General features: G+C 56.8%; 11 protein-coding genes. 3 read left to right on the top strand and 8 right to left on the bottom strand.

Annotated features, from left to right (window positions below; genetic code table 11):
• Positions 1-2 precede the first annotated feature (2 nt).
• Positions 3-1,196, bottom strand: a complete 1,194-nt coding sequence (locus tag B2310_RS12360) for a glycosyltransferase (protein ID WP_290732083.1) — start codon at positions 1,194-1,196, stop codon at positions 3-5.
• Positions 1,196-3,076 carry a CHC2 zinc finger domain-containing protein gene (locus B2310_RS12355; RefSeq protein ID WP_173364823.1) on the bottom strand — a complete coding sequence of 627 codons (1,881 nt, stop codon included), beginning with the start codon at positions 3,074-3,076 and terminating at the stop codon, positions 1,196-1,198. The genes B2310_RS12360 and B2310_RS12355 overlap by 1 nt, the downstream gene beginning before the upstream one ends.
• Before the next feature lie 77 nt (positions 3,077-3,153).
• On the opposite strand from B2310_RS12355, the gene ruvC reads away from it, so the two are divergent.
• From ruvC to mpaA, 3 genes are read left to right on the top strand one after another with little or no spacing between them, the layout of a single operon-like run.
• Entirely contained in the window at positions 3,154-3,729 is a 576-nt protein-coding gene (gene ruvC / locus B2310_RS12350) for a crossover junction endodeoxyribonuclease RuvC (RefSeq protein WP_290732080.1), read from the top strand.
• Positions 3,726-4,400: a M15 family metallopeptidase gene (locus B2310_RS12345; RefSeq protein ID WP_290723508.1), complete on the top strand. Its 675-nt coding sequence runs from the start codon at positions 3,726-3,728 to the stop codon at positions 4,398-4,400. The genes ruvC and B2310_RS12345 overlap by 4 nt, the downstream gene beginning before the upstream one ends.
• Before the next feature lie 15 nt (positions 4,401-4,415).
• Positions 4,416-5,108: a murein tripeptide amidase MpaA gene (mpaA, locus tag B2310_RS12340; RefSeq protein WP_290732077.1), complete on the top strand. Its 693-nt coding sequence runs from the start codon at positions 4,416-4,418 to the stop codon at positions 5,106-5,108.
• Here mpaA and B2310_RS12335 read toward each other — a convergent pair.
• The 6 genes from B2310_RS12335 to B2310_RS12310 all read right to left on the bottom strand — a co-directional run bounded on the left by B2310_RS12335 (position 5,105) and on the right by B2310_RS12310 (position 14,454).
• Positions 5,105-5,896, bottom strand: coding sequence for a CDP-alcohol phosphatidyltransferase family protein (locus B2310_RS12335; protein WP_173382032.1), 792 nt, complete (start codon positions 5,894-5,896; stop codon positions 5,105-5,107). The genes mpaA and B2310_RS12335 overlap by 4 nt on opposite strands.
• Positions 5,897-5,960: 64 nt before the next feature.
• Positions 5,961-7,733, bottom strand: a complete 1,773-nt coding sequence (locus tag B2310_RS12330; RefSeq protein ID WP_290723504.1) for an ABC transporter substrate-binding protein — start codon at positions 7,731-7,733, stop codon at positions 5,961-5,963.
• A gap of 122 nt (positions 7,734-7,855) precedes the next feature.
• On the bottom strand, positions 7,856-10,387 hold the full coding sequence (locus B2310_RS12325; RefSeq protein ID WP_290732074.1) for a PQQ-binding-like beta-propeller repeat protein: 2,532 nt from the start codon (positions 10,385-10,387) through the stop codon (positions 7,856-7,858).
• A 5-nt stretch (positions 10,388-10,392) separates the two neighbouring features.
• Entirely contained in the window at positions 10,393-11,100 is a 708-nt protein-coding gene (locus B2310_RS12320) for a response regulator transcription factor (RefSeq protein WP_173364830.1), read from the bottom strand.
• A 1-nt stretch (position 11,101) separates the two neighbouring features.
• Complete coding sequence (locus B2310_RS12315; RefSeq protein ID WP_173382596.1) at positions 11,102-13,141, bottom strand: sensor histidine kinase; 2,040 nt, start codon at positions 13,139-13,141, stop codon at positions 11,102-11,104.
• A 128-nt stretch (positions 13,142-13,269) separates the two neighbouring features.
• On the bottom strand, positions 13,270-14,454 hold the full coding sequence (locus tag B2310_RS12310; RefSeq protein ID WP_173364832.1) for a LysM peptidoglycan-binding domain-containing protein: 1,185 nt from the start codon (positions 14,452-14,454) through the stop codon (positions 13,270-13,272).
• Positions 14,455-14,476: the final 22 nt, after the last annotated feature.

Here is a 14,476-nt window from a genome sequence, read left to right as displayed (position 1 = left end):
GGCTATTTCGTAGCTATTTCGCGGTAAAGTTCAAGCTGGCGGGTGAAACTATCCTGCCAGCTGAATTTTTCGGCGTAGGCACGGGCTTTCTGCTTCATGGCGGCCATGTCGGAATGGTAGAGTTCCACGATGGCGTCGGCGAGCGCTGTGGGGGTGCGTTCCTTGAGGATGGTCCCTGCTCCCGATTCCGTCACGTGCTCGAAGGCGGCTCCCGCGGCGGCTCCCACCTGGGCGTTCCCGCTTGCCATGCTCTCGAGGATGGAAAGCCCGAAGGTTTCCCAGCCCGATAGGGCGAGCCCCAGGTCCACGCTTGCATAGTAGCGCGCCATCTCGTCGATGGAATTGACGAACCCGATGTAGCGCACGTGTTCGTACTTCCGTGCCGCTTCCTCGACCAGCGGGAGGCTCGGCCCCGTGCCCGCGAATACGATGGCGGGCTCGTGCCCGAGCTTTTGCGTGAGAATGTCGTAAGCCCCAAGTACGAGGTCGATTCCCTTCTCGTTGCAGTGCCTGTGCGGGAAGAAAATGGTGAGGCGTTCGGGACATCCCGCCTTGAGTTCCTGGACGAGGGCTTCGTCTCGCTTTGTAGGCGAGAACATCTGGATGTCGCAACCCAGCGGAATCCAGCGCGGGTCGGGGAGCCCGTTCTTGCGGAGTCGCGCCATCGCTTCTTTCGAGGATGCCTGGATGCAGTCGAAACCCTTGAATTCCTTGCGGGCGTACCAGAACGCTTCCTTGCGGGCGAACGTGCCGATGCCTACGCCGAGTTTTTTCGCGACGGGGCGGCCCACGTAGGTCACGGGGAAATCCGCATGCCAGAACCCGACAAGTTTAGATTCGGGACTCACGCGCCTTGCCGCCCTGCGCACGACGGTCGGGAGGATATAGGGCGACCCCACCTCGATGATATCGGGCCTGTATTTCGCGAGTACGGGTTCCACCTGCGAGAGTTTCCAGATAAAGCGGTATTCCCAGTTGCCGGGGAACTTGAACGCCTGCACATGCTCGATGATAAGGCTATTGCTCTTGACTTCGGTGAATGTCTTTGAATCGGGCATCACGAAAACGGAACGGACACCTGCATCGGGACTTGCCGAAGCGAGTTTCTCGTAAAAAGCCATCTTTTGCAGATGGTAGCGGCGCACGCCACCGCCCGACGGACTCCAGAAGTTGTTGAAGTCTACGATGGTGAACATCAGGCTTCCCAGATGCGGTTGGAATTCTCGTCGATGGAGAGCTTGCCCTTGTAGAGGTTGTTGTTGCCGAGCCGCTTGGAATTGACCGTCAGGAAGAGCTCGTTGTCCTTGGCTTCCAGCCAGTAGATGGCGTCGGAGTCGCGCAGGTAGGCGCGGGGCGCTATCAGTTGGCCGTCGTCATCGACAAGCTCTCCGCCGATGAACAGCGGGATGTCGAGCGTCTTGTAGATGTCTAGCATGACCGACGAACGGCGCTCGTAGATATCCGCGAGGTCGGGACGGTCGGTTACCTTGAAATGGTCGACACCATCGATGATGACGACGAGGTCGTGGTGCTCGCGTTGTTCTTCCTTGAGGGTGGCGAGGAGTTCCTTGTTGTCGAATGCGGGCTGGTCTTCCCAGATTTCCATGCGGTTGTCTCGGACATAGCCCATGAGCTTGCGGGTCGCTTCGAGAATCTTTGCGTTGATGCCCTCGTCGCTGTTGCGCTTGCGCACATCGAGCACGGAGAGCCCGGTCAGCATGGCGACCATCCTGTCGAAGATCTGGCGGCGCGGAGTCTCGAGCGCGATGTAGATAAGCTTGAGGTCCTTGTTTGTCTCGATGAGGTCGAGTGCCATGCTCGAAAGGAGCGACGTCTTGAGGTTGAACGGATTCGAGGATACGTAGAAGATTCCGGACTGGATGCCGTCGATTTCCTTGGTGAATCTCGGGAAGGAGTCCAGCGGGAACCCGACGCATTCGTCGGGCGGGCATCCCATCGCCGTGTCGAGGTTTTCCTTGATGTCCTGCAGCAGCATGGAGCGGCGGTGCGTGTGGACGGTGTCCTCTTCGGTCGAGTCGATAAGGTTCAGGAGCTGGTCGGCGCCGTCGTTACGGACAAGCTGGTCGACGGTCACGTTTTCGGGGAGTACGATGGACTTGAAGCGGAGTCCCTGCGTTTCCGCCATCTTCAGGTAGTTCTGGATGCGGAATTCCTGCTCCCTGCGGTTCGCTTCGCGACGCAGGATCAGCGTGACGGAGTTTGCCCCGCAGGCCTTGAGCTTGTACAGGTGGCTCATCGTGAGGTCCTGGTACATGGTCGAGACCACTCCGGGGATGCCGGCGAGGTCGGCTGTCAGCGCATCGAACATGCCTTCGACGATGATGGGGCTTTCGTTATCGGGCTGGATGTTGAAGGGGATGTCGGTCGGGCCGGACGCATACGAGATGTAGGGGTTGTGCATCCCGTCGTCTTCCATGGAGCGTCCGTAGACGGAGTGGATGAGTCCCTTGGAGTTGCGTGCGGGGATGGTGATGCGGGGCTCGTGGTAGGCTTCCAGGTTGTCGAGGAAGAACGCGACCTGGTGGCGTTCGATGCCCGAAAGCATGCAGTAGCTGTAGAAGGGTTCGGGGTCGCCGCTGTAGTAACCGAGACCATAGAGCTGGGCCTGTCCGATGCTCCAGCCGCGCTGGGCGAAGAAGTCGGCGGAAGAGGGGCTCTTGCAGGCGGCCCAGTGGCAGTAGCGCACGAAGTTTTCGAGCACGCGGGATTTTTCGCCGCCGATTTCCTTGATCCAGGGATGTTCGTCGGGTTCGGAATCCTGTTCTGTTTCCTGGGCTCCCAGGAACTCCATCGCTTCGGCGCGTGCGGCAGGTTCATCGAGGCCGTTGAAGCGGCTCCTCATCACGAATTCGACCAGGTCGCCTTCGCTTCCGCATTGCAGACAGCGGTAGCGCCAGTAGCCGAGCGCATCGTAGAAGAATAGCGACGTCTCTTCGGGCGAATGGAACGGGCAGCTTGCGATAAGGTTGCGGCCCCAGCGGCTCAGGGGAACACCGAGCTGTCTGGGGTGTGTTTTCTTGCGCATGATTCCGGCATGTTCTTGATCGATGACCATAAAAACCTCTCTGTCAAAATCTAATAAGAATTTGCCGCGAAGGCATCGGGCAAATGATATTTATCTAATTTGGAGGCATGATTATTCTTGGAATCGACCCGGGCTCTATCACGACGGGCTACGCCTTTGTCGAAAAGTCGGATGGGAAAGTCCGCGTCCTCGAATACGGGGTGCTGCATGCTCCGGCATCGCATGCCGTGGAAGACCGCCTGCTGCATATCGTGACGGATCTGGAAGCGCTGCTCGAACGCTACCGCCCCGACGCCCTCGCGATGGAGGGCGTGTTCTTCGCGAAGAACGCGAAGAGTGCGCTCGTGCTCGGGCACGTGCGCGGGGCGGTCCTTGTCGCATGCTGCAAGCGGGGCATGACGTTCAGCGAGTATCCGCCGAAGGCGGTGAAGCAGGCCGTCACGGGCGATGGCAGCGCATCGAAGGAGCAGGTCGCGAACCTGGTCTTCGCGCGTCTCGGAATCGAGCCCTCGGACTTGCCTCTCGATGCCTCTGACGCCCTCGCTATCGCCTGGACGCATGCGAACCCCTCGCCACTCTCTGCGGTTCTGGGCTCCCGTGCAAAAAGGGCTTCCGCTCGGAAGAAGGCGAGTGCCGCCGAATGGCGTGCCCTTGTCGAAAAGATGGGAGGAACCCTGCCGTGAACGGAAACAGCCTTTTGCCCTATGGTCTCGGGACGCCCGATCTTGTCGAATTCCAGAAAGGTTATTTTGTCCACAAGGATATTGTGGCGGACCTGGAATGCCTTTGCTCCTTGGCCCGCGACTGCGGCTTTTCCTTGCGCCTCGAATCGGCCTACCGTCCGTTCGAACGTCAGCTTTCCATCTGGAACCGGAAAGCCCGCGGGGAACTTGCACTGCTCGACGAATTCGGCAGGCCCATGGAACGCCCGCAGGATGAGGAAAAACTGATGTTCGCCATCCTCACATGGTCGGCACTCCCCGGCGCAAGCCGCCACCATTTGGGGACCGACCTCGACGTGGTCGATGCGAACGCTTGCCCCGAAGGCTACGAGGTCGAACTCACTCCCGAGGAATCTACGGGAATGTTCGGCAAGTTTCACGAGTTCCTGGATTCCCGCTTTGCCGCAGGAGATGCGTTCGGTTTCAACCGCGTGTTCGTTCCCGGCCGCGGCAAGATCAAGCCGGAGCTTTGGCATATCGCGCACCTGCCCACATCGCGCCGTTTGCTGGAGAACTTCTCGCTCGAAGCCCTCCGCGACATCTACCGCGAGACAGACATCGCTTGTAAGGAGGCAATCCTTGCAAACCTCGATACTCTTGCCAAAAACTTCATCTATCCCTACTTTATCTAGAACGATGGGGGCGCGATGAAATTCGAACCGGAAACACGCGGCATCCTTCGCCAGGAAAGTTTTGAATACGGCCGCTCCGTGCTGGGCGCGCCGCTCCTCTGCTACCCGAGCCGCGGAAAGTGCAGGCTCCTTGTGCTTGCGGGAATCCATGGTGAAGAGCCCGAGACGACGTTCCTGCTTTCCCGGGCCGTACGCGCCTTCGAAAGGAACTTCGAACATATCGCCGTCGTGCTGTGCGCCAATCCCGACGGCGTCGCCCTTGGCACCCGCGGAAACGCGGACGGGGTCGACCTGAACCGCAACTTCGCGACTACGAACTGGGAGGCGGCTCCCGTGCTTTCGCGCTCCATTTTGGAAGCCGAACGCGATACCTCCCTTTCGCCGGGGAAATCGCCGGGATGCGAGCCGGAAACCCGCGCTCTAGTTTCCCTTGTCGAACGGCTGCAACCGGAATCGGTAATCTCTGTGCATTCCCCAATCGGTTGCATCGATGCCCCACGGTTCACGCCTGTCGTGGAACGTCTGCAGAGAGCGTTCGACCTGCCGTGGAAACCCGATATCGGATACCCGACTCCGGGAAGTTTCGGGACATGGTGCAAGGAACGCTCTCTCGAATGCATAACGCTAGAGCTCCCGCGCCTTGCGCCGGAGCTCCTGTTTGAACGTTATGGTGAATCCTTCGCGCGCTTCCTTGCGGCGCAAGATTAGTTTCCGGCCTTTGCCGCCTTCGCTTCTTCGATAATCCTGCCGCGCTGGACAAGCCCGACCGTGAACCCGATGACGAGGTAGCAGGCCACGAGGACAAGCAGGTATTCGAGGATGATCATCTTCTCGGTGATGAACATGAACCCCGACACGTAGGTAATGACGATAAGGACGGCCTGGAAGATATTGAAGGCCTTGTTCTTGCGGGGTTGCAGCTTGGGAAGGAATAGCGGGCTCACCATGAGGACTCCCGTCACGAGGAGAACCGCGATGGGAAGGTAGATGAGGGAACTGCCGGTGTCGCTGAAAAGTCCGATATTCTTGAGGAATACGATCAGGATGGCGTTGATTGCGCCTGCGAATGTGGACGGGAGTCCGGAAAAGTGGTGATGGTAGGAGTCGCTGTCGCAGGCGTTGTATTTCGCGAGTCGCATGGCGGCGCACAGCACGTAGATGGAGAAGGCGACCGCCATCAGGGGAATGTTCGCATCGAAGAACGGGGTCGCGAGCGTCTTGTAGGCAAAGAGAATGCAGAATGCGGGGGCAAGGCCGAACGCGATGAGGTCGGCGAGGCTGTCGAATTGGGCTCCGAATTCGGAACTTGCGTTCACGAGGCGGGCCGCAAAACCGTCAAGCTTGTCGAGCAGCACGCAAAGGATGATGAAATAGGCGCCCATGAGAATCGGGTCGTTGGCAGAGAATGTCCCGGTCACCCAGCAGATGGAGAAAACACCCAGCAAAAAGTTCATGCTAGTAAAAGCGTTCGGGAAAACAAAGCGAATCTTGTCCACGGTAATCTCCTTTGACGTTGCGTTGAAAATATAAAAAAACGCGCCGTGGAGGCGCGTTTGAATGTCACTTGACCGGCTTGATTTCCCACAGAGCCTTGACGCCTGCGGCCACAATTAAATGCTGGGGCGGAGCGTAGGGGTTTTCTTCGGTGGGGAAGTTCGTCCAGTGCTTGGTGGAGAACTGGTAGTACTGCGTAGGACGGTACATGACTGGCAGCACGGGTATCGTCTGCATGAAGATTTTGTTGAGTTCGCGGTAGGCCTGCGTAAGCTCTTCCTGCGAAGTGATGGTCGGGATCTTTGCCATGACCTTGTTCGCCTCGTCATTCTTGAAGCGTCCCTGGTTGGAGAAGGCGTCCTCGCCGACAGGTTTGAATGCGACATGTCCCATGACCTGGTCGAAGCGGGTCCAGGGGGTTGCCGCGGAGAGCTCGGCGGTCTGCGTCTTCATGGCGAGGTCGAAGGTGCACTGGCGCAGGTCCTTGTCCCACACGCTGTAGTCCACGAACTTTTCTTCGGCGGAGATTCCCACTTCCTGGAAGGATTCCACGATGACCTTGATGGCGTCTTCCCAGTCGGTCCAGCCCTGCGGGCATTCGATGCTGATGGTCCGGACGGTCTGGCCCTTCGGGTTAACGAGCTTGCCTTCGGTGTTCCAGGTATAGCCCGCGGCGGTAAGGATTTCCTTTGCCTGGTCGATGTTGAAGGAGTAGCCGAACTTGGCTGCATCGTCCTTGTTGAAGAAGCGGCTTTCGGGGCCGAACGGCAGGATGAATCCCGGCTGGATGGCGGGTGTGTAGTTCGAGATGGCACGGCTCTTGATCTTTTCGAAGTTTACGGAACGGGCGAGAGCCTGGCGGAAGGCGGAGTCGTTGAACGGTTCCACCTGGTGGTTGATGATGAGCGTCGTGATGGATCCCGGCTGGTGGTAGGGCTCCTGGCGGCTCCAGGCGCGGATGCTGTCCTTGGCCTTATCCCAAATGCGGGGCAGGAAGATGGATGACACGTCGAGGTGCCCCTTGGTCATGGCGCTGTTGAAATGGTTGTTGCCGTTGTAGAGCGAATGGACGATGTACTTGGGGGCGGGGAGCTTCCCCCCGTGGTTCGCGTTGCCCCAGTAGCTGTCGTTCCTTTCGAGGACAATCTTGTCGGGAGAGAACGTCTTCAGGTTGTAGGGACCCGAGACGATCGGGTTCGCGTCGTTCTTGAATTCGGTAATCTTGGCGAAGTTGTAGGTCTTGCCTTCCTTGGCGCCTTCGATGATAGGCTCGAAGACCGCTTTCGGGAGGATAGAGGTTTCGGCGATGGCGTTCAAGATAATGAGCGGATTCTTGTTGCCCTTCGCGAAATTGATGACGATGTTATTAGACTTGTCGGCCGAGATGGACTCTATATATTCCCAGTTCCCGTGACGCGGGGTCGGGAGGATGGAGTCGATATGGAAGGTGTAGAGGACGTCTTCTACCGTCACCGGGGTGCCGTTGTTCCATTTGGCTTTCGGATCGAGGTGGACCGTGATGCTGGAATCCGTTTTCACGAAGCTGTCAGCGAGCATGGGTTCCAGGTTGTCGCTAATCTGGTTGTAGGTGACCAGAGTTTCGTACATGAGACGGACGTTCCCGTCGATAGGGAAGTTGGGGTCGTAGTCGAGGGGATTGAAGGTCGTGGGTGGGGCCCAGTCGAATCCGCCGATATATAAGGTTTCCGAACGAGGATATTCGGAATTATCGGCTGTTGCCTTTTCCTTGGGCTCGTCTTCGCAGGCCATAAGACCAAACGCGACGAGGGTGAGGGACCCAGACGCTACGAATTTGAAAAATTTGCCTATTGCGCTCATACATATAAATGTAGTGAGATTTTTGTTTTTTTGCCATTAAATTTTATTTACAGGTCTTCTAAAATGGAATAAAATGGGCAAAAATCGAAATGTTGCCTTTATTTTTCAAAATGTGACGCCCGTCACAGGGAAAAGCTGTAGAGAAGTCGCTTGGGTGAGGCGCTGTAGAGTGTCCTGTTCATGACGAACGGAGTCCCTGCGCCGCCAGGGGTGTTGAAGCGATGGGCGACCGTCCCGTCCTTGAGGGAGAGCGCGATGACTTCGCTGCCCTGGTCTATCCAGGCAAGCGATCCGGATATGAATGGCTTGGTGAATACGGAGCTCCTACCCTGGTATTTCCAGAGCGGGCTGCCGGAGGGCGAATAGAGGAGGATGCTCTGGTCCGCAAGCCCCACGAGGATGTTGTTGTCGTGGCCGCCTGTAGACTGGAGCGAGACGATGGACGCTTCCAGAAGGATCTGTGCAGGCTCGCGCGCAGGATCGGATGCGCTGTAGAGGAATATCCTGTTGTTGTCGGTGGCGACCGCGACGGCTGAATCTGCCTGGACTAGGAACGAGATGCTGCCGGCGCGCTTGGGGGCGATTTCGAGAGGCTGCCCCGAATTTTCGACGACGTAGCGGATGTCGCCATCGAGACTTGCCGTGTAGATGGATGCGTCGTGCAGGGCGAACAGGAACGGCGACGTGAAGATCTTTCTGGACCAGGCGAGGCGATATTCGGAGCGGTTGATTTTGAGAAGGAACCCGTTCCAAGTGGAAACGTAGATGGAGGAGGGCGATAGCTGGATGCTGAAAGCCTTCCCGGGTAGCTGGAACGATTGCGGGGGCACATCCTTTTCGAGGTCGTAGAGACTCAGGTTGTATCCGGAAGAAAGCGCAAGCGAAACGTCGTCATTGGCCATGACGGGGCTGTTCGTCATCTTCTCGAGGGTCCTGGACCAGCGCTGTTCACCGGTTTCGGCGTTGATGCAGATGAGCTTCTCGGCGGCAGGATCGACCGTGTAGAGGTTTTTCTTGTTTCCGAAGAACTGCGGGTAGATTGTCTTTGGCGAAATGGCGAGAAGGCTCACGAACTTCGCGTTGATGGTCTTGCTGTAGCGGTCCAGCACGAGGGAACTCGTGCGCGAAGAACTGATGGAAAGGCGGACGGCTTCGGACCAGGCTTTCTGGCGCTCCTTTTCGCTTCCCTTGCTGGATTCGAGCAGAAGCGCCCTGTAGAGCCAGGCTTCGGCATTGCCGGGTTCCAGCTTGAGCAGGGAATCGAGCAACGGCGTGAGTTCCTTCCAGGCTCGGGCTTCGGCCATGGCGGCGACCTTCAGGGTAAGCAGGTCCGATTGCAGGGGGCGCTTGCCGTAGTAGTGTGGGGCGATGCCTTGCAGCTGCGTATCCTTGAAAACAAGGAATATGGATTCGTCGGTGTGGATGGGCGGGGCCGAGATGGGCCTTGCAAAGTTGAAATGCCACAGCGGGATTAGAAGCGTGTCGACGGCCGTGAGCGAACCTTCGTTGGTAAATAGCCCGATGGTTCCCTGGGCGAGGGGGTAGATGCTTGCGGCGTCGCTGCGGATGACGTTTTTCAGGATGCCGCTGGAATGCTCTATCAGGGAAATCCTTCCGGAGGCTTCGAGTACTGCGAAGTTGTTTTCGAAGGGGAGGATCTGTTCAATGTTGTTGAAGGGGAGCTTCCATCGGGGGATTGGGCCCGCCTTGGGTTCGAAGCAATAGAGAATCCCGCCGGAGAAAAGGACGATGTCGTTGCCTTGGACTAGGACTTTCTGGATGGCGTCGTAGAGGGATATGGTGTAGGTCTCGGCGCCGTCGATATCGGAAATGAAGTGGAGGGCGTTGTCGGGACAGTTCAAGATGTAGTGGCTCGTGGGGGAGTAGCGCCCCTCGATATGGCAGCCTCTGTACTTGTCGTTAATCTGTAACGAGATGCCCTTCTTGTTGAGCAGGGTGACTGCGTTTTCGTTTTGGACAATCGCTTCGTCTCCGTTCGAATAGAATTCGATATTGCCGGCGATGGGATAGGCCCTCGACGGGAGCTTGTTGCTTAGCGGCCTGTAGAGAAGGCTGTCCCCGCTTTCGTTCTGGTACCATATCCCGGAATCGTCAATATGGAGAATCCTGGTTCTTGCGATTGACCCCACGCGGACATCGATAATCGTGTCGTTCACGACCTTCTTGACGGATCCGTTTTGCAGGAGCAGGTAGGTGGATGTTCCGCGGAAGGCCTTCGCGATAGGGCTGTGGAGGGTCCAGGATTTTTTCAGGAGCGCTTCGGGGGTGCTGCTGGTGCTCGCCTCTCGCTCGGAAAGCCAGTAGGCCTTGCTGGTCTCTTTCGTATTGGCAAGGCTTTGCTGGTAGTAGAAGTTTGCCGAATTCTGGTTGTCGAAGAGTTCCCGGATTTTTCCCAGGTAGAAGTAGGCCGTTTCTCGGTCTTCGCGGTCGCCTTGGCTTGTGACTTTTTCGAGGATGCGGATGGCTTCTGCCGTTTCGCCCTTCATCTCGAAGCGGTAGATGGCCTCCTGGATGGAGGCGTTCATCTTTTCGGCATGGACGCAGACGCTGCATACGCAGAGGAACACGAGGACTTTCAGGAGTCCTTGCTTCAGGGCCGTGCGGGCTGTCGTATGTAGAATCGTGCTATGCATTGCTGTTAGGCGTCGAACTTGTAGCCGGCTCCGCGGATGGAAACGATGATCTTGGGATTGGTCTGGTCGTCCTCGAGTTTCTTGCGCAGGTTCACGATGTGGTTGTCGATGGTGCGCGTCGAGGGCATGTTGTCGGGAGTGTATCCCCAGATATCGGTGAGCAGGTCTTCGCGGAGTACGACTTCTCCACGGTGCTGCCAGAAGTATTTTAGAATCTGGAATTCGCGTGCCGACATTTCGAGCGGGATTCCCGCCTTGGTTGCCTCGTATTTCTTGAAGTCGAGGTGGATGTCTGCGAAATCGATGGCATCGCTTGTCTGCGGCGCGGGTTCGGGCTGGGCGACCGTCTCGGTGCGGCGGAGGAACGCCTTTACGCGGGCGAGCAGTTCGAGGATGGAGAACGGCTTGGTGACGTAGTCGTCGGCTCCCATTTCGAGACCGGCGACCTTGCTTGTTTCTTCGGTCTTTGCCGTGAGCATGATGATGAAGCATTCCGGATGCTTCTTGCGGATGACTCGGCAGACTTCGAAGCCGCTTTTCTTCGGAATCATGAGGTCGAGGATGACCAGGTGCGGGAGGAAGGAATCTGCCTTCGCGATGGCTTCTTCGCCGTCGGCCGCGGTCTCGACAATGTAGTTTTCCAGTTCAAAGTTGTCCTGGAGCCCGAGGCGGATGATTTCTTCGTCTTCGACGATGAGTATTTTGTGCTGCATATCAGTCAACCCTCTTGAATCTAACGGTAAATGTAGAACCCTTGCCGGGTTTGCTCGAAAGCGAGATGGTCGCTTTGTGTGTTTTGACGACTCTCTTCACGATGGCAAGCCCGAGTCCGGAACCCTTGGTGCTGCGGGTCATTTCGTCTCCCACGCGGTAGAAGTCGTTGAAGATGTTTTTTTGTTCCGAGGAGGCAATGCCGACACCCGTATCGGCAACCGAGAATACGGTGCGGTCCTCTTCGTTGTAAACGCTGATGGTCACCTCGCCGGGTGCGTTCGTGTACTTGATTGCGTTTTCGATGAGGTTCTGGGCTAGGCTGTAGAGTGCCGTGTAGTCGCCCATGACGTAGGCGCCCGGCTCGAACTTTGTGTGGAATTCGAGCCCCTTTTCGACCCCGATGTCTTCGACGGCATCGAATACCTTTTTCGCGCACACGGAAAAGTCGAGCCGCTCCCACTTGAACGCTCCCGTGCCATGTTCCATGCGCGTGTAGTTGAGAATGGCTCCGATTAGGTTCTCGAGTCTGGAGGCTTCCTTGCCGATGAGCCCGGAATATTCCTGGACCTTTTCGACTTTCACGACGCGCCCTCGCGCCATCATTTCTGCAAACATCTTGATGGAAGTGAGCGGGGTCTTGAGTTCGTGCGAGACGCTGGAGAGGAAGTTCGTCTTCATGGCAAGGAGCTTGTGTTCTTGGATAATAAAACGCAGCATGAAGAACGAGCCGAAGATGACGGTAATGAGCGAGAACAGGAGGAGCCCGTACATGAGGAACATCCTCTGGCGTGATTCCTTGCGTATTTCCGAGACGTCCTTCTCGTAGAGCGAGAATTCCCATGGGAAAGCTTCGGAAATGCGGGATTGCGAGAGTATGTTAGAACTGTCCGGAATAGCGCCTGCGAGTAGGGAATCGTTTTCGTCGATGATGGAGAAGGGAACGTTTTTCCAGCGCTGGGAAATGTTCTTTACTTTGTCTATAAGTCTCGCCCTGAAGGCGTCTCGGTCGATTTTGGCGATGACGACCTGGTTCCCGGACAGGAAGGGGTAGTTCATTTTAAATAAGGTGATTTCGGAATCGTTGCGGTAGAGAATGCCTTCGCTGGAAGCATACTCGTTGTCCAGAAGTTCCTGGAAGAGGTTCCTGTACTTGGAAAGAATTTCCATGTACCCCAGCTGCCGGTTGAAGTTTGACCGGAGGTTCCAGAACGCCTCGCGTTTTTCTTGCGGAAGGTCTTCAAAGGAAAGAATTTGCGAGAATGCGGTCTCGAAGAAGAATTTGGCAGAAGGAATGTCCTCGATGCTTTCGCTCTGTAAGAACTGATTCAGTACGGAGAGGCTGTATTCCTCGGCCTCGGCGTGTTTCTTTTGCTTGACGAGGATTTCGAAGTGCAGCAGGTTCACCGAGCGGGTGAGGTCCGCGTGCAGGTAGCCCTGCAGGTGCGGATTGTTTTCGAGTACCCTTAGCCACTTGAGCGCTTCATCGTAGTTCTTTTCCTTGTAGCAGAGGCGCACGATTCCGAGGATGTTCAGTACCTGCTCGTTCTTGGTGGCGAAAGGTGAATTCGCCTTGATGAGCCTATGGAGGAGAACTTCCCGGCTGGTGGTGTCCTGTTCGGCTTCGAAGAGCCGCTGCTCGTTTATGCTTGCGACTATGGAAGAAAAATCGTGAGTCTTGTAGAAGTGCTTCGACGAGATGTCGGGATAGACGAGCTTCCCGTTGTTGTAGAGGAAGATGGCCTCGATGCCTTGCACATCCTTGAAGGATGCCGCGTTACCGAATTCGAGCAGGCTTCGCGGTTGCTCGTAGAGGAAGATGGAGGCGGCCTTTGTTTCCTGATATATCTTTTCTTGTTCTTTCTCGACGGCGTCTTCTATTTCCTTCTGGAGTGCGGCCTGGTTCTCGTCGAAGTTCTTTTGCGCAAGGAACATCTCGTTCTGGATGTTCCTGAACCCGAGGAACGTAAGTATTGCCGTAGGCAGGATGATTCCGCCCACGAACAGGAGGATGAGGACCAGGTTGCCTTTGGAAAAGTGCATCGCCGTTCCCCCTTCCTACAGGGGGAGGCTGGCGGAGATGCCCGGACACAGCAGGACGAGCACGCTGCTCGCCATGAGCAGCATCATCAGGGTGAGGGCCAGAGCGGCCGTGATGAATAGCGCCTTTGTCACTTGACTATGTTTGCCCTATGGGTGATGGAAACCCTGTGCCCCATCTCGATGCGACGATTGTTGGAATAGACCTCGCGGATGAGGACGGCGGCTTCGTTCGGTGCAGCCCTGGCGATGAGCCCGCGTCCGAGCAGACGCGGCGGAATGGAGTCGTCGGAGTTGTCTTCTTCCCAGATGGCCACGGCATCGCCGGTGTTGTAGCCCTGTTCGATGCCCTTGTCGATGAGCACGTAGGAGTAGCTGCCGATGATGAGCATCGGGTCCATCGCATAGCGGATCTGGGCCATGGAATCGATGGTGACCTGCTTTTCGTCGGAGTAGCCGCTGACGTTGATGGTGTTGAGCGGCTTCTTGAGGCGGGCCTTGGAAATGTTGATCTTGATCTCGCGGAAGCTCTGCATGATCATGGCGCGCGAAAGAGTGTCGCCGATGGCGGTAATCTTTGCGATGCCCGAAAGCCGGAGCAGTGCGAACTTGTCGAAGCTGTGCGACTGCTTGCTTGCTACTTCGATGGGCTTTGCTTCGAGAATTTCGACGAGGTCACCCTTCTTGAGGCCCGGCATGTTCTTCTTGCCGATGCCGACAACGACTTCCATCTCGGGAATGTGGAGGATGGGTTCCTTCTTTTCGCCGGAGCGGATGGAGAAGAAGCTGCTGTCGTTCCTCAGGGAGTCGATGGTGTAGACTTCGGGGGCGAGTATCTGGTAGTAGCCGTTGAAAATCTTGGGAGCCGAACGCTGCTTGTAGAAATAGGTGTCGGCTTCCTGCTTTTTCTTTTTCTGCTTCTTGTCCTTGTCGCGGAGGTTCCCGAGCATGTTCTCGAATTCGCCGGTGCGTTCGTCCTTTTCGTCGCAACCGGCGCTCTCGACAGAATAGCCCTTGCCCTTGGGGAGGGCGGAATCGGGAAGTGCCGCGCTGCAGGGATACTTCTTCTTGTCGGAAGGAATCTGCATGACGCCTTCTTCGCGGATGCTGTCTCCCAGGTAGATGGAGTCACCGGGGTAGATCCAGTGCGGGTCCTGGATGTGGCGGTTGTTTTCCCAGAGGTCGGGCCAGGCGAACGGGTCGTGTAGGTATTCGTCGCTCAGGTCCCAAAGGGTGTCGCCCTCCTTTACAACGTAGGCGGAGGCGATCAGGGCCGAAAGGCCGAGGGAGATTGTCGCACACTTGAAAAAATTCATATAGAACCTTGTAACCCTTTGA

The sequence above is a fragment of the Fibrobacter sp. UBA3629 genome (assembly GCF_002374005.1).
In the GTDB taxonomy this organism is placed as follows: Bacteria; Fibrobacterota; Fibrobacteria; order Fibrobacterales; family Fibrobacteraceae; genus Fibrobacter.
Note: the sequence above shows the minus strand (reverse complement) of the source record. Positions and strands in the feature narration are given on the sequence as shown.